Genomic DNA, 18,829 nt, shown 5'->3' on the forward strand with positions numbered 1-18,829 from the left:
GCGGCCGCGTTTCACGTGCTTCCCCCCATTCTCGTCCGGAGGTTATCCGTAATGCGCAGACGCCTGGCGCTCCCGCTCGCCGCAGCCATACTCGCCCTTCCCGCCATGCTGTTGACGTCTGGTCAGGCCTCCGCCGCACCCGCCGACAAGCCGCAGGTCCTGAGCGGCTTCACGCAGGAGTCCGCGGCCAGCTACAACTCCTGGGTCGCGGCCCGCGGGAATCAGGGCGCCTGGTCGTCCTACGGCTTCGACTGGTCCACGGACTACTGCTCGACGTCGCCCGACAACCCCTTCGGCTTCCCCTTCCAGACCGCCTGCGCCCGCCACGACTTCGGCTACCGCAACTACAAGGCGGCCGGTACCTTCCCGGCCAACAAGGCGCGGCTGGACTCCGCTCTCTACGCGGACCTGAAGCGGGTGTGCGCGGCGTACTCCGGCGTCTCGAAGGCGTCCTGCGACGCGACGGCGTGGACGTACTACCACGCGGTCGACATCTTCGGTAAGTCCGTCGTGGTCGACGGCGCCCGCTCCGTCGCCTGAGGCACCGGCCCCGGGGCACGCAAGCGGGACAAGCAGGAAGGCCCCTCGCTTCCGCGAGGGGCCTTCCCTGTCTGTGCGCCGCCAGGGACTCGAACCCCGGACCCGCTGATTAAGAGTCAGCTGCTCTAACCAACTGAGCTAGCGGCGCCTGCTGACTCGAAAATAATACCCGGTCTCCGGGAGTGCTCCGGACCAGGGCGTGCGGCAGCCCTGCGAGGCCCGGAACGCGGGGCCCCCGGGGCGCCGGGCCCCCGCGCTCAGAGCGTCAGCGAGAGCGCCATCGGCGCGGCCCCGCGGTGCAGGGTCTCCGCCGCCGCGCGCAGCCGGTGCGCGTGCTCGACCGGGAGGGAGAGGGCGAGGCAGCCCACGGCGGACCCGGCCGTCAGCGGGACCGCCGCGCAGACCGTGCCCACCGCGTACTCCTGGAGGTCGAGCACCGGGACCGTCGGCGGCTGGCTGTCCAGCCGGGAGAACAGCAGGCGCTCACTGGTGATCGTCCGGGAGGTGAAGCGGGCGATCTTGTGGCGGTCCATGTGGTCCCGGCGGGCGTTCTGGTCCAGCTGGGTCAGCAGGCACTTGCCGACCGCGCTGGCGTGGCCGGTGGAGCGGAAGTCCACCCACTCGTTGACCGCCGGGGTGAGCGGGCTGTCCGCGATCTGGGTGACCTTGATCTCGCCGTCGATGTACCGGCTGAGGTAGATCGCCGCGCCGACCGCGTCGCGCAGGCCGGTCAGGGCTTCCTGGAGCTTGGTCTCGACCGCCCGCTGCCGGGCGGCGCCGGAGCCGATCAGGACCAGCGAGTCGCCGATCACATAGGCGCCGTCCGCGACCTGCGTGACGTATCCCTCGCGCCGCAGCATGGAGAGCAGCGGAGCCAGCTGCCCGGCCGGCAGCCCGCTCTCGCGGGCGATCTGCGTATCGGTCACCCCGCCGCCGTGCCTGGATACGGCCTCCAGGACGCGCAGGACGTAGTGCGCCGAGCGGGTCGGCGCGGAGGTCGGCTCCGGCTTCAGCACCACGGTTCCCCCTAGCAGGTTGTGACCGCAAGCTCACGCGACACGATAGCCGCGAAGGGCTCGTCGTGGAGGGGCTGTTGACAACTGCGGAGGTGCGGCCCCACCGCCGTAGGCTGGGCCGCACCGCGCTGGCATATGCCAGCGGCACACTTACGCGGCGGAAGATGAGGTCAGAGCACCGCGCCGAGGAATGCGCGCGTCCGTGCGTGCTCCGGCTCCGTCCTGCTGCGGGCGGTGAGGAGGCCGGGGACGGTGAGAAGTCCGCCGACGGCCGCCGTGCGGCCGAGGAAGCTCCGGCGGGACAGGTTCGGGAAGTCAGCCATGGATTCGCCATCTCTCCAGTGGGGGTGAGCGCTGCGGGCAATGGGGTGTGCCTGCCCGATCGGCCTGTTCGATGCCGGAGGAGGGGGGTGTAATCGAACAGTGTCCGGAGAGTGACCTTTCCGTGGCCCGGAACGACCGGGCGTGTGGGGTCGCGAATGCCGGGCAGGCTGCGGGGATGACAGACCGTTATGTGGAGGTATCACTCGACAAGCGCGGCGTGAAGTGCACCGCGAAGCTCCTCGACGACCGGGCTCCGGTCACCTGCGCGGCGGTATGGGAGGCGCTGCCGCTGGGCTCCGACGTCTACCACGCGAAGTACGCGCGCAATGAGATCTACGCGCTCTTCCCGGCCTTCGCCGCCGAGGAGCCGCCGCTGGAGAATCCGACCGTGACCCCCATCCCCGGCGATCTCTGTTACTTCACCTTCTCCGAGACGGAGTTGGGTGCGTCGGCCTACGGATACGACGAGAAGGCCGTGCGCGGCCGCCGTACCGTCGTGGACCTCGCCCTCTTCTACGAGCGGAACAATCTCCTGATCAACGGGGACGCGGGCTGGGTACCCGGCATCGTCTGGGGCACGGTCGTGGACGGCCTCGACCGGATGGCGGACGCCTGCCAGGATCTGTGGCGGGCGGGCGCCATCGGCGAGACGCTCAGCTTCCGCCGGGCGTAAGGGCCTGGGCCGGGGGCTCAGCTCCCGGCCGCCCCTGGCTCCCGGCCGCCCCTGGCTCCCGGCCGGTTGCTCAGCTCCCGGTCGGTGCCGGGATCCGGGCCGCGTCCGACTCGTACAGCGCGTGCGCCGCGCGCAGCACCAGCGGGTCCGCGTGCCGGGCCCCGACCAGCTGGAGTCCGATCGGCAGCCCGTCCTCATCCACCCCGCACGGCACGGTCGCGGCGGGCTGCTGCGTCAGGTTGAAGGGGTACGTGAACGGTGTCCAGCCGGTCCAGCGGCGCAGCCCCGACCCCTGGGGCGTCTCCCGCCCCGCCTCGAACGCGGTGATCGGCAGGGTCGGTGTGACCAGTAGGTCGTACGACGCGTGGAAGCGGCCCAGGCTGCGGCCCAGGGCCATCCGCGCGTCCACGGCGGCCAGATAGTCCAGCGCGCCGGCGCGCGTACCCGCCGCGACGATCTCCCGCAGCCCCGGATCGAGCAGCTCCCGCTGCTCCTTGCTGAACGGCTGCGTCAGCCGGGCCGCACCGCTGAACCACAAGGTGTGGAAGGCCTCCACCGGATCGCTGATGTCCGGGTCGGCCTCCTCGATGTACGCGCCGAGCTCGGCGAGCCGGCTCACCGCTCGGCGTACGGCCGCGGCCACCACGGGCCGCACCGCGACCTGGCCGCCGAAGGACGGTGAGTACGCGATCCGCAGGCCCTTGACGCCCTCGGCCAGCGAGCCGCTGACGGGCGGCGCCGGGGCCAGCTGCGACCAGTCCCGGGCGTCCGCGCCGCTGATCACATCCATCAGCAGCGCGGCGTCCGCCGCGTCCCGGGTCATCGGCCCGGCGTGCGCGAGCGTGCCGAACGGGCTGGACGGATAGAGCGGCACCCGGCCGTACGTCGGCTTCATGCCGAAGATGCCGCAGAAGGACGCCGGGATACGGACCGAGCCGCCGCCGTCCGTCCCGATGGACAGCGGGGCCGCGCCCAGCGCCACGGCCGCCGCGCTGCCGCCGCTGGAACCGCCCGAGGTCCGGGTCAGGTCGTACGGATTGCGGGTCACCCCGGTCAGCGGCGAGTCCGTGACGCCCTTCCAGCCGAACTCGGGGGTCGTCGTCTTGCCGACGAGCACCGCGCCGTGCTCGCGCAGCCGTGCCACGGCCGGTGAGTCCTCGTCCCAGGCCGCGTCGGGCCGCACCAGCCGGGAGCCCCGCAGGGTGGGGGCGCCGCGCTGGAGGATGAGGTCCTTCACCGAGACCGGAACCCCGTCGAGCAGCCCCTGCGGCTCCTTTCGGCGCCAGCGCCCGGTGGACGCCTCCGCCTGGGCCAGGGCGGTCTCCGTGTCCACCCGCACGAAGGCGTTGACCAGCGGCTGGACCGTCTCGATCCGTTCCAGGACGGCGCGGGTCGCGTCGAGGGGCGAGAAGTCGCCCTTCTCGTAGCCGGCCAGCAGCTGGCGCGCGGTCAGGTCGGTGAGGAAGGTGGGCGTGGAATCAGTCATGCATGGGGACGTACCCACGTTTCTTGTCCACCACGTTCGGGAGCGGCTTTCCGGCCGCCCAGAGTTCGTACAGATCGACGAACTGGGCGCCGAGCCGGTCGCGCCAGCCGACCGTGTCGCCGCTCATGTGCGGGGACACGATCACGCCCGGAACGTCCCACAACGGGCTGTCGGGGCCCAGCGGTTCCCGGTCGAAGACATCGAGCGCCGCGCCCGCGAGCCACCGGTTGGACACGGCGGCGACGAGATCGTCCTCGACGACGAGCTGTCCGCGCCCCACATTGATGAACCGCGCGGAGGGCTGCATCAGACCGAAGAGCCGCGCGTCGAACATCCCGCGCGTCGCGTCCGTGAGCGGCGCCGCGCAGATCACCCAGTCGGCGCGGGTGAGCAGCCGGTCCAGCTGTTCTGGGCCGTGCACACCGGGGCGTGCCGTACGGCCGGTCACGGCGACCGTCACGCCCAGCGCGCGCAGCGTCGTCGCGACGGCACGGCCGATCGGGCCGGCGCCGACGACGGTCGCCCGGCTGCCCGCGACCCGCAGACCCTCGCGATGGCGCCAGCGGCGCTGGCGCTGGAGCTCCAGGGTGCCGGGAAGGTCCTTCGCCATGGCGAGTACCAGCCCCGCCACGTACTCGGCGATGGGGCCCTCGAAAATACCGCGCGCGTTGGTGACGACGGTGTCGGACGCGATCAGTTCGGGGCAGAGGAGCCGGTCCACGCCGGCGCTCGCGGTGTGTACCCAGCGGGGCCTGGGGCCCTCGCCCGGCCAGGCGTTCCGTACCGCGTCGGAGGTGAAGTCCCAGGCCAGGAGCGCGTCCGCGTGGGGGAGTTGGGCCGCGAGGCCGTCTTCGTCGGCGTAGCGGATCTCCGCCCGGCCGGTCAGCCGGCCGAGCCGGGGCGGAGGATCGGCCCGCAGGACGAGCAGGACGGGTGCTGGCATGGGGAGGGCCCTTCTGCCGGGGGGATGTGCCGGTCTGCCGATGCCGGGGGATTTCCCCCGGGAAAATTCCGTGCAACGTCTCAGATGGGCGGATTGACCACGCTCGCATCCGGCTCCTACCGTCGTCAACAACGACCTTTGAGGGGGCCAGTTGCACGTCTCCTTTCTCGATGGACCGCAGCCGCAGCGTGGTGTCGGCGTGGTCGCCCCATTCGATTTCGCGCTCGATCGCGAACTGTGGCGCTGGGTGCCGGACGACGTCTCGTTGCGGGTCACCAGAACGCCGTACGTACCGGTCGAGGTCTCCCTGGACCTCGCCCGGCTGGTCAGTGAGCACGAGACCCTCGGCGAGGCGGTACGGGCGCTCGGGGCGTCCGAACCCGAAGTCATCGCGTACGCCTGCACCTCGGGCAGTTTCGTCGGCGGACCGGCCGGCGAGCGCGCGATGTGCGAGGCCATGACCCAGGCGGGCGAGGTCCCCTCGGTCACCACCTCCGGCGCGCTGGTCGAGGCGCTGGAGTACCTGGGCGCCGGGCGGATCGCGCTGGTCACGCCCTATACGGAGTCGGTCACCGAGTCGTTGGAGGAGTACCTGGGCGAAGTCGGGGTAACGGTCACGGGTCGCGCTTTTCTGGGACTGACCCGGCACATCTGGAAGGTGCCGTACCGCTCGGTCGTGGACATGGCGCGGCAGGCCGTCGCCGGGTCGGCCGACGCGCTCTTCATCAGCTGCACGAATCTGCCGACGTACGACGTGATTCCGCAGCTGGAGGCCGAGCTGAGGATGCCGGTGCTGTCCGCCAACCAGGTCACCATGTGGGCGGCACTGCGCAGGCTCGGGGCGCACGCGGTCGGCCCGTACCAGCGGCTGCTGCTCGATCCGCCCCCGGCGCGGGCGGTTCCACGGGCGCGGATGCTGCCGGTCGAACCGGTGCCGATCCTGCCGCCGGAACCGGTGCAGGCCCTGCCGCCGGAAGAACAGGAAGGATGGACATGACGACCGTCGGACTCCTCTATCCCGGGCATTCCGCCGAGGATGATTTCCCCCGCATCGAAGTACTGCTCGACACCGACATCAGACTGCCCGTCTTCCACACCGACATCGGGGAGGACGCCCACCGCGTGGACGCGCTGCTGAAGATGGGCGCGGACGAGCGGCTCGCGGAGGGCGTGGAGGAACTCCGTCTGGCCGGCGCGGAGTCCGTGGTGTGGGCCTGCACCAGCGGCAGCTTCGTGTACGGGTGGGAGGGCGCGCGGGAACAGACACGCGCCCTGGCCCTGGCGGCCGGGCTGCCCGCGTCGAGCACGTCGTTCGCCTTCGCCCACGCCGTCCAGGCACTGGGTGCCGAGCGGGTCGCCGTCGCGGCCACGTATCCCGAGGACGTCACCGGGCACTTCACCGCCTTCCTGAAGGCGGCCGGGGCGGAGGTCGTCGCGGACCGCGCGAGCGGGATCGTCACGGCCGCCGAGGTCGGCACCTGGGAGAAGGACCAGGTGCTGGAGTTGGTGCGCGCGGGCGACCACCCCGACGCGGAGGTCGTCCTGCTGCCGGACACGGCCCTGCACACCGCCGGATTCCTCCCCGAGCTGGAGGAGGCGGTCGGAAAGCCGGTGCTCACGGCGAACCAGGTGACGGTCTGGGAGGGTCTGCGGCTGGCGGAGCGCAAGGCGTGGGCGCCGAAGCTGGGGACCCTCTTCGCGACCCGGGAGTAGGACGGGGAACCGGGCCGGCCCGGAGACCCCGACCGGGAGACCCCGACCGGGAGACCCCGACCGGGAGACCCCGACCCGGAGGGGCTGGGCAGCGGCAGGGCGCGGGGCCCGGCTCGGGAATAAGCGGAGACACCCTCCCGTTGAGGCCCTTCTGTACGTACTTCACGCGCAGAAGGGTCTGACCGGTGGACGACGCGAGCCGAGGCACGACGGACGAGATTCGGGGCACGGCGATCGGCACCGCGCCTGTGCCGCTGTCGGTGCTGGACCTGGTCACGGTGGGCGTCGGCTCCACCGCCGCGCAGTCCCTGCGGACCAGCGTCGCGATCGCGAAGCTCGCCGAGCGCCGTGGCTTCCACCGCCACTGGATCGCCGAGCACCACTCCATGCCGGGCGTCGCGTCGTCCTCCCCGGCGGTGATCCTCGCCCATCTCGCCGCCCACACCGAGCGCATCCGGCTCGGTTCGGGCGGCGTGATGCTGCCCAACCACGCGCCGCTGGTCATCGCCGAGCAGTTCGGCACCCTGGAGGCGCTCGCCCCGGGCCGCGTCGATCTGGGCCTGGGCCGCGCACCGGGTACCGACGGGGCGACGGCGGCGGCGCTGCGCCGTACCGACCGGGACGAGGGCGCGGACGACTTCCCGCAGCAGCTCGCCGAGCTCACCCGCTTCCTGGACGACGACTTCCCGGACGGGCACCGGTACGCCCGGATCCACTCCGTGCCGGGCCCGGTGCAGGGTCCGGCCGGCCGGCCGCCGATCTGGCTGCTCGGCTCGTCCGGCTTCAGCGCCCGGCTGGCCGGCGTGCTGGGCCTGCCGTTCGCCTTCGCGCACCACTTCTCGGCGCAGAACACCATCCCGGCGCTCGACCTCTACCGCCAGTCCTTCCGCCCCTCCGAGACCCTCGACGCGCCCTACGCCGTGATCGGCGTCGCGGCCCTGGCCGCCGACGAAGAGCGCGAGGCCCGGCGCCAGGTGCTCTCCGGCGCGCTCTCCATGATCCACCTCCGCACCGGCCGCCCGGGTCTGATCCCGACGCCGGAGGAGGCGGAGGCGTACCCCTTCAGCACGCTGGAGCAGGAGTTCGTGGACGGCTGGATGAGCAACATCGTCCACGGCACGCCGGACGCGGTCCGCGACGGCCTGAACGACCTCCAGAAGCGCACGGGAGCCGACGAGTTGATGATCACGGCGAACGCCCACGGTGGCGAGGCGCGGCTGCGCAGCTACGACCTGATCGCGGACGCGTACGGCCTGCCGACGGCCTGACCGGCATCCGGCGCCGGCCCGTCGCGAGGGTCCGGCACCGGTCGATTGTCAGACCCCCCTCGTAGCGTTTCCCTCAGTTGGCCGCGGCGCGAAGAAGCCGCGGTCACCCGGGGGGAGAGGTCTGCCATGTCGCGAGCCACGACGTATCTGGAGCTGTCGCAGGACGGCGCCGGGGCGCACAAGTTCTACGAGGTGACCGTGGAGGGGACGGCCGTCTCGGTGCGCTACGGACGGATCGGCGCGGACGGACAGACGCAGACCTCTTCCTTCCCGACCGAGGAGAAGGCGCGGGCGGCCGCGTCGAAGAAGATCGGCGAGAAGGTCCGCAAGGGGTACGCCCCGGCGGTCCTGGGACATCGGGCGGCCCGGTCGGTGACGCGCCGGCAGGTCACCTCGGCGCCCTCCACGGCCCGCGCGGTCGCGCCGGTGCTGTGGCGCTTCCGCACCGGTTCGCCCGCCTTCGGTATCCACATCGACGAGGACCGCTGCTGGGTGGGCAACCAGGCGGGCGATGTCTACACGCTCAGCCACGGCGGCGAGGTACTGGCCCGCTACGCGCTGCCCGACGGCGTGAAATGCCTGGTGGCGGACGACTTCTGGATCTACGCGGGGTGCGACGACGGCACGGTGTACGACCTGTCGTCGAAGCTGCCGTTCGCGGCGTACGACATCGCGGCGGACGTCGACATCTTCTGGCTCGACATCCGTGAGGGCGTGCTGAACGTGTCGGACCGCGACGGCGGTCTCACGGTCATCGACCACGAGGACGAGTACCAGTGGGCCCGCAAGTCCGCCGGCGGGCGCGCCTGGATGGTGCGCGCCGACGAACGGGCGGTCTACCACGGGCACGGCAGGGGCGTCACGGCGTACGAGCCCGGTGGTACCGGGGAGTTGTGGCACACACCGACGATGGGCGGGGTGCTGTTCGGCTGGCAGGAGGACGGGTCGGTGTACGCGGGCACCGCGCGCCATGTCGTACAACGGCTGTCCAAGACGACCGGCGCGGTCGAGGCGACGTACCGCTGCGACGGCCCGGTGTACGCGTGCGCGACGGCGCCGGGCGGCCGTTACGTCTTCGCGGGCGACAGCTCCTCGTCGGTGTACTGCTTCGACGCGGACGGCACCCGGCTGTGGAAGCTGGGCACGGGCGGCGGCTCGGCGCTGTCCATGCAGTACCGCGACGAGAAGCTGTACATGGTCACCACGGACGGCTCCCTGGTCTGCGTCGACGCGAGCGCCGCCGCCATCGCCGCCGCGCAGCAGGGCACGGTCCCGGTCGTGGTGGACGTCAAGTCGGCCGCCGCCCTTCCGACGTACACGCCCGCGAAGACCGTGCGGACGGTCGCGCCGTCGGCGGTCCCGGCCGGAGGTGTGGTCGTGGAGTGCGTGAGGGAGGGCGGCCGGCTGCGCGTCCATGTGGTCTCGGGCGGCTTCGAACCGTCATGGAATGTCCAGTTCCCCCGGGGGGTACGCGAGGCGGGCACCCGTTACGTGGTGGACGCCCTGCACCCGGCCTCGGCCGGCTTCTACCGGGTGCGCGGGGAGATCAAGCGGCTGCTGTGAAGCCGGCCGAGGCCGGCGGCCGGACCCCGACGCGGCGTCGGCAGGTCCGGACTGGGTGCCGGCCAGGACAGGGTGCCCGGCAGGCCCCGACGCGGCCTCGTCAGGATTCCTGGGGGCCGGCGGCGATCATTTCCGCGACGCGTTCCGGGGCCACCGGACGGGAGAAGAGCCAGCCCTGGCCCGTGTCGCAGCCGATCCGCTGGAGGCGGGCCGCCTGTCCCGAGGTCTCCACGCACTCGGCCGTGACCGTCAGGCCCAGCCGGTGGGCGAGCTGGACCATGGCCTCGACGATCGTCTCGTCGGCCGGACTCGGGTGGACGCCCTCGTCGTAGCGGAAGCCGCGGACGAAGGAGCCGTCGAGTTTGAGCACGGAGACGGGCAGCCTGCTGAGATACGCGAGGTTCGAGTAGCCGGTGCCGAAGTCGTCGATGGCGATCCGTACGCCCATGTCGCTCAGCGCCTGGAGCGCCTGGAGCGGCCGGCCGGCCGAACCCATCACCGCGGACTCGGTCAGTTCCAGTTGCAGCAGATGCGGCGCGAGACCGGTCTCGGCGAGGATTCCGGCCACGTCCGCGACCAGGTCGGAGTCCCAGACCTGGCGGACGGCGACATTGACGCTGACGAAGAGCGGCCGGGCGCGCGGGTGGTCCCGCTGCCACTGCCGGGCCTGACGGCAGGCCGTACGCAGCACCCACCGGCCGAGCGGCACGATCGAGCCGTCCTCCTCGGCGATCCCGATGAACCGATTCGGCGCGAGGGTGCCGAACTGCGGGTGGTTCCAGCGGACCAGCGCCTCCACGCCCCGGACGATTCCGTCGGCCATCCCCACCAGCGGCTGGTACTGGACCACGAACTCGTCGCGCTCGATGGCCGGGCGCAGGGTCGAGGAGAGCGCCTGGCGGGTCATCCGGTGAGCGTTGCGCTCCGGGTCGAAGAGCGTCCAACGGGCCTTGCCGTCGGCCTTCGCCCAGTACAGCGTGGTGTCGGCGGCCTGCATCAGACCGGTCGGCGTCGTGCCCGCGGCGGCCCGCTCGACGACGCCGATCGAGGCCGACACCGACAGCCGCTGCCCGGCCAGGTCGAAGGGGCGCTGGAGTGAGGTGAGCACGGAGCCGGCGAGGTCGGCGAGCTGTTCCGTACCGGTGGAGTCCTCGACCAGGATCGCGAATTCGTCCCCGCCGAGCCGGGCGACCAGATGGCCGCCGCTGCGCGTGTAGCCGTCGTGGTCGGCGCATTCGGTGAGCCGCCCGGCGACGGCCGCCAGCAGCCGGTCGCCGGTGCGGTGGCCGAGCGTGTCGTTGACGGCCTTGAAACCGTCGAGATCCAGGTAACAGAGGCCGATCCGCCCCGTCCCGCCCAGGCCGTGGCCTCCGCTGCCGCCGAACGGCCCGTCCCCGTAGGGCCCGTCCCCGTAGGGCCCGTCCCCGTGGGGCCCGTCCCGGTAGGGCCCGTCCTCGTCGTACGAGGCGTCCTCCAGCGCGGCGGCGAGCCGCTCGAAGAACAGGGTGCGATTGGGCAGCCGGGTCACCGGGTCGTGCATCTGGAGGTGGCGCAACCGGGCCTGGAGTTCCCGCCGGTCGCTGACGTCGGCGACCGACAGCAGCCCGCCGCCGCTCTCCGGGAGAGGGGAGACGGTGATCTCGGCCCAGAGAGTGTGCCCGTCGGCGTGCTTGAGGCGGCGCGTACAGCGGAAGGGGGAGCGCCCGCCGCGCAGTACCTCGCGGTACGAGTGCACGGTGCGGGTGTCCGAGGCGAGGTCGACGAGGTCGGCCGCGGCCTGTTCCTCCAGGGCGCCGGGTCCGGTGCCGAGGAGCGTAGCGAGCGCGTCGTTGGCGCTGACGACCGTGCCCTCCCGGTCGAGGACGGCCATGGCGAGATGGGCGGCCTGGAACGCGGCACGGTAGTCGCGCGTCTCGGCGGCGGCTCTGCCTTTGGCATGACGCTCCGTGACCAGTGGGTGTCCGGTGCCGGACGCCGCGACTGCCGCGGGGTGCGGCCCTTCGGAGGTTCCGCTCACGGCTCGCTCCCGCAGTGCAGTCGTGTCGTACAGGGTGGGTCGGAGGGGGGTCGGGGTCAGCTCGGGACGGTCGGCCAGGGGAAAGTGTGCCGATCATAGAGGCAGGCCGGGGGGCCATTCCAGCTCCGTGGCGGGGAGCCGGACGGCGGAAGCCGCCGCGATGTCATCGGATGATCGTTTCTGCTCGCGCCTGGCCCCGCTCGGCGCTGTCGTGATCGATGTGACTTTCCGTGAAATGCCGGGGTGTCGCAGCCCCGGCCTCGTCGCCGTCGCGCGCCGGAGGCACGGCGGGCCGTCGTCCGAAGCGGTCCCGCGCGGGGAGATCCGGAGCGATCACCCGGGTGGGGCAGCGGAACAGGGCGTATCACCACAAAATCACACAAGGTGGTGGTGTCCCCCCTTCCGCAGTCGGAGGTCGATGTGGAGCGTCCGCACCCAACCGGGGGAGCACGAAGGCCCCGCCTGCGCAGGTCCGCGGCCGCCTTCTCCTCCCTCATGGCGCTCGCCGCCACGTCCCTGGTCGCCGGGCCCGCCGTGGCGGAGGCCGCCGGAGGGCCCTGCGCTCTGCCCCGTACCCCCGCCCATCACTCCCTCGGCCTCGACAGCTGGAACACCGCATACCCGCGCCCGGTCCGTGCCCTCGACGCGGTCATGATCTTCCTGTCCTTCCCGGACTCCACGCCGGTGACCGACCCGGCGGAGCTGGCGGCCGACCACTTCCCCGCCACCAGCCGCTTCTACGAGCGGGCCTCGTACGGGAAGTTCGCCCTGCGCGCCCACCCCCAGCTCCGGTGGCTGACGATGCCGCACGCCTCCACCTCGTACGGCATACGCCGCGACTGGGACCCCGCGCGGCGCGCGGCCTACCTGCGGGACGCCCTGAAAGTCGCGGATCCCCGGGTCGATTTCTCCCGTTACGACATCGTCTACCTGGTGGCCGACCCGGACGCGCCGGGCGTCGACTCCGATGCCACGAAGGTGGTCAACTTCGACCGGCCGATGAGGGCGGACGGTACGGACCTCAAGCGCATCGTCACCGTCTTCGAGCGGCATCCGCCCGACCGCAACGTACTGGCCCACGAGACCGGGCACGTCTTCGACCTGCCGGACCTCTACCACCGGCCGTCGGACGGCAAGGGCGACTGGGACACGTACGTCGGGGACTGGGACGTCATGGGCAGCCAGTTCGGCCTCGCCCCGGATCTCTTCGGCTGGCACAAGTGGAAGCTGGGCTGGCTGGACCGGCGGCAGGTGCGCTGTGTGGGCCCCTCCGGCACCAGCATGCTGACGCTGGAGCCGATCGCCGCCGCGCCGGACGCCGGCGGCGTCATCGGGACCAGGCTCGCGGTCGTCAGGACCGGCGAGGACTCCGCTCTCGCCATCGAAGCGCGCGGCGCGACCGGCAACGACCTGCGCACCTGCACCGAAGGGGTGCTGATCTACCGGGTGCGGAGCGGAACGGCGTCAGGCGGCGGCCCGGTCAAGGTGGTGGACACCCACCCGTACGGCGAGAGCTGCCCGGGCAGGTCGGTGTACCCGCCGCTGGCGGACGCGCCGCTGGGGATCGGTGAGACCTTCACGGTGCCGGGGGAGCGGACCCGCGTGGAGGTGGCGGACCGGACACCGACGGGCGCCTGGACGGTCAAGATCACCACGGGGATGTGAACGCGCGGCCGGGAGAGCGCCTGTGGGGATGGCGGGGATGGCGGGATGGGGGGTTGGCGGGGATGGGGGGATGGCGGGGATGGGGGGATGGCGGAGGCGGGCACGCGGTGGTGCGGACATGAGAGAAGGCCCCTCGCTCTCGCGAGGGGCCTTCTCCGTCGGTGCGCCGCCAGGGACTCGAACCCCGGACCCGCTGATTAAGAGTCAGCTGCTCTAACCAACTGAGCTAGCGGCGCCTGCCTGACGTCGTAGACATTAGCACCCGGATCGGCGCCAGGAAAAATCGATATTCGGGTGACTCGCGACCCCCCGGCGATTCCGCCCTCACCTGCTGCTTTGTTGCCCGCTCATTTCAGCGACGCGTATTTCGCAAGATCACTTCTCAGCGCATGTCCGCCTCACTAGGGTCCACGTGTCCCCGCGGCCTTTCGATTCGAAGGACACCACCCAGTGAGACAGACGCCCCCCGGCAGACACAGACTGCCGGCCATCGTCGCGGCCCTGGCGGTGCTGACGGCGACCCCGTCCGCGGCCGCCCTCGGCCATGACGCGACCACCGCGACGGACAACGTTGTCAGCTCCGGTGCCGCCCGTACCGCGCCCGGCGCCCGTACCGTCACCCTGCTGACCGGCGACCGGGTGACCGTCACCCCGGGCGGCAGCGGCCCCGACACCGTCACCGTGGCGGGACCGGACGGCCGGCGCGGCGATGCCCGGATCATCACGCGGGACGGCGACACCTACGTCTACCCGTCGGCCGCCGACCCGTACGTCGCGGCCGGGCTGCTCGACCGGAACCTCTTCAACGTCACCCGGCTCATCGCCGACGGGTTCGACGACGCCCACGCCGACGGCATACCCATGATCGCCGGCTACGGCTCGGAGGCCCGCCGCAGGTCCGCCGCGTCGGCCCTGCCCGAAGGCGCGACCGGCGTCCGCGCCCTCACCAGCATCAACAGCACCGCACTCACCGCGGACCGCGACCGGACCGAGAGCTTCTGGTCCGGCCTGACCGCCCCCGCCACGCGGGCGGAGTCCGCCAGGGGCGCCGGCGCACCGGCGCTGGCCGGCGGCATCACGAAGCTGTGGCTGGACGGCAAGGTCACGGCCGACCTCGCGGAGAGCACCGCGCGGATCGGCGCCCCCGAGGTCTGGGCCCAGGGCAACACCGGCAAGGGCGTGGACGTCGCCGTCCTGGACACCGGCTACGACTCCGGACACCCCGATCTGGCGGGCGCCGTCAGCTCCTCCGTGAGCTTCGTGCCCGGTGAGGGCATGAACGACGTCGTCGGCCACGGCACCCACGTCGCCTCCACCATCGCCGGCAGCGGAGCCGCTTCGGGCGGCGCCGAGAAGGGCGTCGCCCCCGGCGTGAAACTGCATGTGGGCAAGGTCCTGAGCGACTCGGGCAGCGGCCAGGACTCGTGGATCATCAGCGGCATGGAGTGGGCCGCCCGGGACGCCGGCGCGCGCGTCATCAGCATGAGCCTGGGCTCCAGCGAGGCGTCCGACGGCACCGACCCGATGAGCCGGGCGGTCGACGAGCTCAGCGCCGAGACGGGTGTGCTCTTCGCCATCGCCGCCGGGAACTCCGGATCCGCCGAGCACACCGTCGCGTCCCCCGGCGCCGCGTCCGCCGCCCTCACCGTCGGCGCGGTCGACTCCCAGGACGTCACCGCCGACTTCTCCAGCCGGGGTCCGCGCCTGCGCGACGACGCCATCAAGCCGGAGATCACCGCGCCCGGCGTGAGCATCCTCGCCGCCCGCTCGCAGTACATGGCGTCCGGCACCGGGTCGTATACGACGATGAGCGGCACCTCCATGGCCACTCCGCACGTCGCGGGCGTCGCCGCCCTGGTCGCCGCCGAGCACCCGGACTGGACGGGCAGCCGTATCAAGGACGCCCTGGTCAGCAGCAGCGCCCCCACTCCGGGCAACCCGGTCGACGCCGGCGGCAACGGCCGCGTCGACGCGGCGGCCGCCACCGGCGGCACGCTGTTCGCCACCGGGACCGTCGACGTCGGCATCCACCCGCGGGGCAGCGCGCCCGCCGGGACCGTGGCCAGGACGGTGGAATGGACCAACAACGGCGACACGGCGGTCACCGTCGATCTCCGGGCCGACGCCCCGGACGCGCCGCGGGGCCTGTTCACCGTGGCGGACCGGCAGCTCGTCGTCCCGGCCGGCGGCAAGGCCTCGACGACCGTCACGACCCACCTCGACGCGGCCCCGGCGGGGAACCGCTACACCGGCCAGGTCATCGCGTCGACCGGCGGCGACAAGGCCCTCACCAGGACCCTGATCGCCGTCAGCACCCGCGACGAGGACCGCCACCTGCGGGCGCGTATCACCGACCGCGCCGGCGACCCGGTCAGCGTCCTGGTCAACTTCCAGCGCAAGGGCGAGGAGTACGCCTGGGCTCAGTACAGCGACGACGAAGGCCTCTTCGACGCCATCGTGCCGTCCGGCACGTACGCCGTCTGGGCCTGGGTCGCGGTCGAAGGCACGCACGGACCGTCCTCGGCCGGTCTGGCCCTGCTCTCCGCCCCCGCCGTCGAGGTCCGCGCGGACACCGATGTCGTCCTGGACGGCACCAAGGTCCGGCAGACGCGCGTCGTGACGCCCAACGCCTCCACCGACAGCGATATCCGTGTCGACTTCAGCAGGGGCTTCGGCGACGGCTCGGTCCCGGCCACCGAAGCCCACACGGTCGGCGACGTCTTCGACAGCCTGTGGGCCCTGCCGACGCCCAAGCCCGCCAAGGGCGACGTCGTCTACACCGCCCGCTGGCGGATGCAGCAGCCGCAGCTCAGCCTCATCTCCGGCGACCAGAACTTCGACGACCTGTGGATCCAGCCCGGGTCCGCCATGCCGTCCGACGGCGACCGCACCCTCCCGGCCGTCTACGCCGGGAACGGCCTGGCGGCGGACTACGCCTCGCTGGACGTGCGGGACAAGGTGGCCGTGGTCACCGGGGCCCCCGTCTCCGACGACCTCGCCCGGGCCGACCTCGACCAGGTGCAGGCGGCACAGCAGGCCGGAGCCGCCCTCCTGGTGATCGTGAACAACGCCGACGGCAGGCTCCGCCAGGCCGTTCGCCGTACCCCGCTGACGGTCGCGGGCCTGTCGCGGACCGAGGGCGAGACCCTGATCAGCCGCATCCGGCAGAGCCCCGGCGGGTCCGTCCCGATGCGCGTCGTCGGCCACGCGAAGACGGAGTATCTCTACGACCTGGTGCGCTCCTGGCACGGCGGGATCCCGCAGGACCTCGTGTACGCGCCGACCGAGCGGCAACTCGCCCGCGTCGAGGTCGACTTCCGCAACGATCCCGCCGTGGAGGTCGACGAGTTCCGCTACGACATCCAGCCCTACCTCGGTGTGAAGGTCGGCAGCACGCGACTGTCGCGCGCCGGAGCGCACCGCACCGACTGGGTCACCTCGGACAAGAACGTGGCCTGGATGGAGGACGCCGAGGCCGTCTACCAGTCGTACCAGTACTCGGATCTGATCACCTATCCGGCCGGGAAGACCACGGACGTCCAGTGGTTCGGCCCGATGGAACGGCCCCGTATCAACAGCAGCCAGCCGCTGCCGCGGCGCACCGGTGACTCCCTCCTGGTCTACGCGCCGGGCTGGGGGGACAGCGGGGAGAACCACGCGGGCGTCGTCGGAATCGGCACCACCACGCAGGAGACCGAGCTGTACCGGGGAGACACCCTGGTCAGCGGCGGGTCCGGCTACGTCCTGAGCGCCGACGTACCGGCCGCCAAGGGCACCTACCGCCTGGTGACCACGACCGAGCGCACCGCCGGATATCCGTACTCGACCGCCACCCGCACCGAGTGGGGCTTCACCTCCGCAGCCCCCAAGGCGGGAGAGACCCAGCAGCTGCCGCTCGTCCAGATCGACTACCGCATCCCGACCGCGTCCGACGGCACGGCGAAGCGCGACGCCGAACTGCTCGTCACTCCCTCGCACATCCCGGGGGCCTCGGTCGCCGCGGTGCGCACCGACAAGGTCGAGCTGTCCTACGACGACGGCCTGACCTGGGAGAAGGCCACGCTGAGCAGCTCATCCCGTGGCGCCCTCACCCGCCTGCGGGCTCCCGCGACGGCGACGTTCCTGTCCGTACGGGTGCACGCCTCCGACGCCCGGGGCAACACCGTGACGCAGACCATCACACGGGCGGCCGGCATCGGCTGACCCGCCGCACCGGTCGCGCGGACCACTCGCGCGGCCCGGTCGCGCGGCCCGGTCGCGCGGACCACTCGCGTCAGGAGCATGACCGGGGCAGCCGGCTCACCAGGCCGGCTGCCCCGCGCCGCGCCCCGCCGCCGACCGGTGCCCCGGCGGGCACTCCCACCGGTGACCCGACCGGTGTCCCGGAGGGCGTCCCGGCTGTGGACGCCGGCGCCCGGGCCGCCCGTACGCACGCCCAGAGCAGCACATCGGGCCCCGGCAGCCACGGATCGCGGGTGTCCGGGGCGACCACCCAGCGCGGGCCCGGACCGCCGACGGGCGCCAGCGGCGGTACGGTCACCGCGTCGCCGTTGCCGTGGCAGAGCAGCGGTGGCACGGCCTGATCCCCGCCGGTCCCCGAGCCGCCCCACTCCTCCCAGGCGAGCAGCGACGGCAGCCGCTGGGCGGTGCCGGGCGCGGCGAAGAGCAGCGTCCGCCCCCGGTAGGTGGCGACGGGACCCGAGCCCGGGCCGTCGGACCAGAGCCTGGCCAGCATGCGCCGGCCGAAGACCTCGGGGACGTTCACCACGTCGAAGGCCGAGCCGCAGGGGAGTACGACGGGCGCTGTCGGCCGGGCGGCCCACAGGGTGAGCGTGGAGCGGGGGTACGGTCCCGCCGAGGCGAGCCAGTCGGCGCCGGCGGGCGTGACCCGCGCGGTGTGATGGCGGCCCTCGTCACGGAGGAGGCCGAAGACGTCGCTGCGGCGCTCCTCGTCGATCGTGCGGGGGCTCAGGGTGGATTCGTCTCTTCGCCATGCGCTCATGCACCAGGTCTACCCGGAGTAACGGTTCTGTTCCTGAGAGTTCGCGGAAATCAGGACAGGGCGGCACGGGTCGGGGTAACCTGCGCCACGGCATATGCCAGAAGGCTGAGCCGGATGACGAGTCGGCCGGCCGGGACCGCTCCCGTGCGCTCTACTTCCCCGCCGGCCCGTCGCCCCGCAGCAGGTCCCGGCCGAACTCGACCATCTTCGTGGCATAGTCCTCCGTCCACCGCGCCCGCTCCGCGATGTCCGCGGCCGTGAGCCGGTCGAAGCGGCGCGGATCGGCGAGCTGGGCGGCGGCGACCGCCTGGAACTCCACGGAGCGCTCCGTCGCGGCCCGGAACGCGAGCGTCAGCTCGGTCGCTCTGGTCAGCAGTTCCGCCGGATCGACGATGGACTCCAGGTCGAAGAAGTGCTCGGGGTCGGCCTGTGCCTCCGAGGGTTCGAAGAGCAGCGGTGCCGGCCGCAGTCGCCGCTCGCTCCGCTCGGGATCCGCCATGTGTGTTTCCTCCTGCTCGTTCCTGTGCGGGCCCTGACGTGTGTGAGGAGACCCCGCCCCAGGGAGGACGGCGCCGCTTCTCACACGTCCCGGGCCACCGTCCATTGTCCCGCCCGCCGC

Annotated in this window: 14 protein-coding genes, 2 tRNA genes and 1 pseudogene; 8 read left to right on the forward strand and 9 right to left on the reverse strand. The window is 72.4% G+C overall.

Annotated features, from left to right (window positions below; translation table 11 throughout):
• Positions 1-51 precede the first annotated feature (51 nt).
• A complete protein-coding gene (locus tag ACIBAE_RS04670; RefSeq protein ID WP_399282337.1) occupies positions 52-540 on the forward strand; it encodes a phospholipase in 489 nt (162 codons plus the stop codon).
• 74 nt (positions 541-614) lie between these two features.
• On the opposite strand, the gene ACIBAE_RS04675 is transcribed toward ACIBAE_RS04670, so the two are convergent.
• The 3 genes and pseudogenes from ACIBAE_RS04675 to ACIBAE_RS04685 form a co-directional block, all read right to left on the reverse strand.
• A tRNA-Lys gene (locus ACIBAE_RS04675) sits at positions 615-688 on the reverse strand.
• A 109-nt stretch (positions 689-797) separates the two neighbouring features.
• Positions 798-1,559 carry an IclR family transcriptional regulator gene (locus ACIBAE_RS04680; protein WP_399282338.1) on the reverse strand — a complete coding sequence of 254 codons (762 nt, stop codon included), beginning with the start codon at positions 1,557-1,559 and terminating at the stop codon, positions 798-800.
• 212 nt (positions 1,560-1,771) lie between these two features.
• Positions 1,772-1,879, reverse strand: a pseudogene (locus ACIBAE_RS04685) (twin-arginine translocation signal domain-containing protein); the annotation flags it as partial.
• Positions 1,880-2,055: 176 nt separating this feature from the next.
• On the opposite strand from ACIBAE_RS04685, the gene ACIBAE_RS04690 reads away from it, so the two are divergent.
• Positions 2,056-2,553 (forward strand): DUF3830 family protein, encoded by a 498-nt coding sequence (locus tag ACIBAE_RS04690; RefSeq protein ID WP_399282339.1) that lies wholly within the window; start codon positions 2,056-2,058, stop codon positions 2,551-2,553.
• Between the two features lie 70 nt (positions 2,554-2,623).
• Here the strand turns inward: ACIBAE_RS04690 and ACIBAE_RS04695 are convergent, their stop codons facing one another.
• Both ACIBAE_RS04695 and ACIBAE_RS04700 read right to left on the reverse strand, forming a co-directional pair.
• Positions 2,624-4,039, reverse strand: a complete 1,416-nt coding sequence (locus tag ACIBAE_RS04695) for an amidase (RefSeq protein ID WP_399282340.1) — start codon at positions 4,037-4,039, stop codon at positions 2,624-2,626.
• Complete coding sequence (locus ACIBAE_RS04700; protein ID WP_399282342.1) at positions 4,032-4,982, reverse strand: D-2-hydroxyacid dehydrogenase; 951 nt, start codon at positions 4,980-4,982, stop codon at positions 4,032-4,034. Before ACIBAE_RS04700 ends, ACIBAE_RS04695 begins: the two co-directional genes overlap by 8 nt.
• Positions 4,983-5,133: 151 nt before the next feature.
• Between ACIBAE_RS04700 and ACIBAE_RS04705 the strand changes: the two genes are divergently transcribed.
• From ACIBAE_RS04705 to ACIBAE_RS04720, 4 genes are all read left to right on the forward strand, one after another.
• Positions 5,134-5,979: a decarboxylase gene (locus ACIBAE_RS04705; RefSeq protein WP_399282343.1), complete on the forward strand. Its 846-nt coding sequence runs from the start codon at positions 5,134-5,136 to the stop codon at positions 5,977-5,979.
• The gene (locus ACIBAE_RS04710; protein WP_399282345.1) at positions 5,976-6,695 is read left to right on the forward strand and encodes an aspartate/glutamate racemase family protein; all 720 of its coding nucleotides are present in this window, start codon (positions 5,976-5,978) and stop codon (positions 6,693-6,695) included. The genes ACIBAE_RS04705 and ACIBAE_RS04710 overlap by 4 nt, the downstream gene beginning before the upstream one ends.
• A gap of 185 nt (positions 6,696-6,880) precedes the next feature.
• Positions 6,881-7,963, forward strand: coding sequence for an LLM class flavin-dependent oxidoreductase (locus tag ACIBAE_RS04715; protein ID WP_399282347.1), 1,083 nt, complete (start codon positions 6,881-6,883; stop codon positions 7,961-7,963).
• 126 nt (positions 7,964-8,089) lie between these two features.
• Positions 8,090-9,526, forward strand: a complete 1,437-nt coding sequence (locus tag ACIBAE_RS04720) for a WGR domain-containing protein (RefSeq protein WP_399282348.1) — start codon at positions 8,090-8,092, stop codon at positions 9,524-9,526.
• A 100-nt stretch (positions 9,527-9,626) separates the two neighbouring features.
• On the opposite strand, the gene ACIBAE_RS04725 is transcribed toward ACIBAE_RS04720, so the two are convergent.
• Entirely contained in the window at positions 9,627-11,543 is a 1,917-nt protein-coding gene (locus tag ACIBAE_RS04725; RefSeq protein WP_399282349.1) for a putative bifunctional diguanylate cyclase/phosphodiesterase, read from the reverse strand.
• A 495-nt stretch (positions 11,544-12,038) separates the two neighbouring features.
• Here ACIBAE_RS04725 and ACIBAE_RS04730 point away from each other — a divergent pair, with 495 nt between their 5' ends.
• On the forward strand, positions 12,039-13,208 hold the full coding sequence (locus tag ACIBAE_RS04730) for a M6 family metalloprotease domain-containing protein (RefSeq protein WP_399282350.1): 1,170 nt from the start codon (positions 12,039-12,041) through the stop codon (positions 13,206-13,208).
• A 162-nt stretch (positions 13,209-13,370) separates the two neighbouring features.
• Here ACIBAE_RS04730 and ACIBAE_RS04735 read toward each other — a convergent pair.
• Positions 13,371-13,444 (reverse strand) — tRNA-Lys (locus tag ACIBAE_RS04735).
• 214 nt (positions 13,445-13,658) lie between these two features.
• Here ACIBAE_RS04735 and ACIBAE_RS04740 point away from each other — a divergent pair.
• Positions 13,659-17,411 (forward strand): S8 family serine peptidase, encoded by a 3,753-nt coding sequence (locus tag ACIBAE_RS04740; RefSeq protein WP_399282351.1) that lies wholly within the window; start codon positions 13,659-13,661, stop codon positions 17,409-17,411.
• A 70-nt stretch (positions 17,412-17,481) separates the two neighbouring features.
• On the opposite strand, the gene ACIBAE_RS04745 is transcribed toward ACIBAE_RS04740, so the two are convergent.
• Entirely contained in the window at positions 17,482-18,210 is a 729-nt protein-coding gene (locus ACIBAE_RS04745) for a bifunctional DNA primase/polymerase (protein WP_399282352.1), read from the reverse strand.
• 151 nt (positions 18,211-18,361) lie between these two features.
• Positions 18,362-18,709 carry a hypothetical protein gene (locus ACIBAE_RS04750; RefSeq protein WP_399282353.1) on the reverse strand — a complete coding sequence of 116 codons (348 nt, stop codon included), beginning with the start codon at positions 18,707-18,709 and terminating at the stop codon, positions 18,362-18,364.
• Between the last annotated feature and the right edge of the window lie 120 nt (positions 18,710-18,829).

It is taken from the genome of Streptomyces sp. NPDC051569, assembly GCF_044454085.1.
GTDB lineage: Bacteria > Actinomycetota > Actinomycetes > Streptomycetales > Streptomycetaceae > Streptomyces.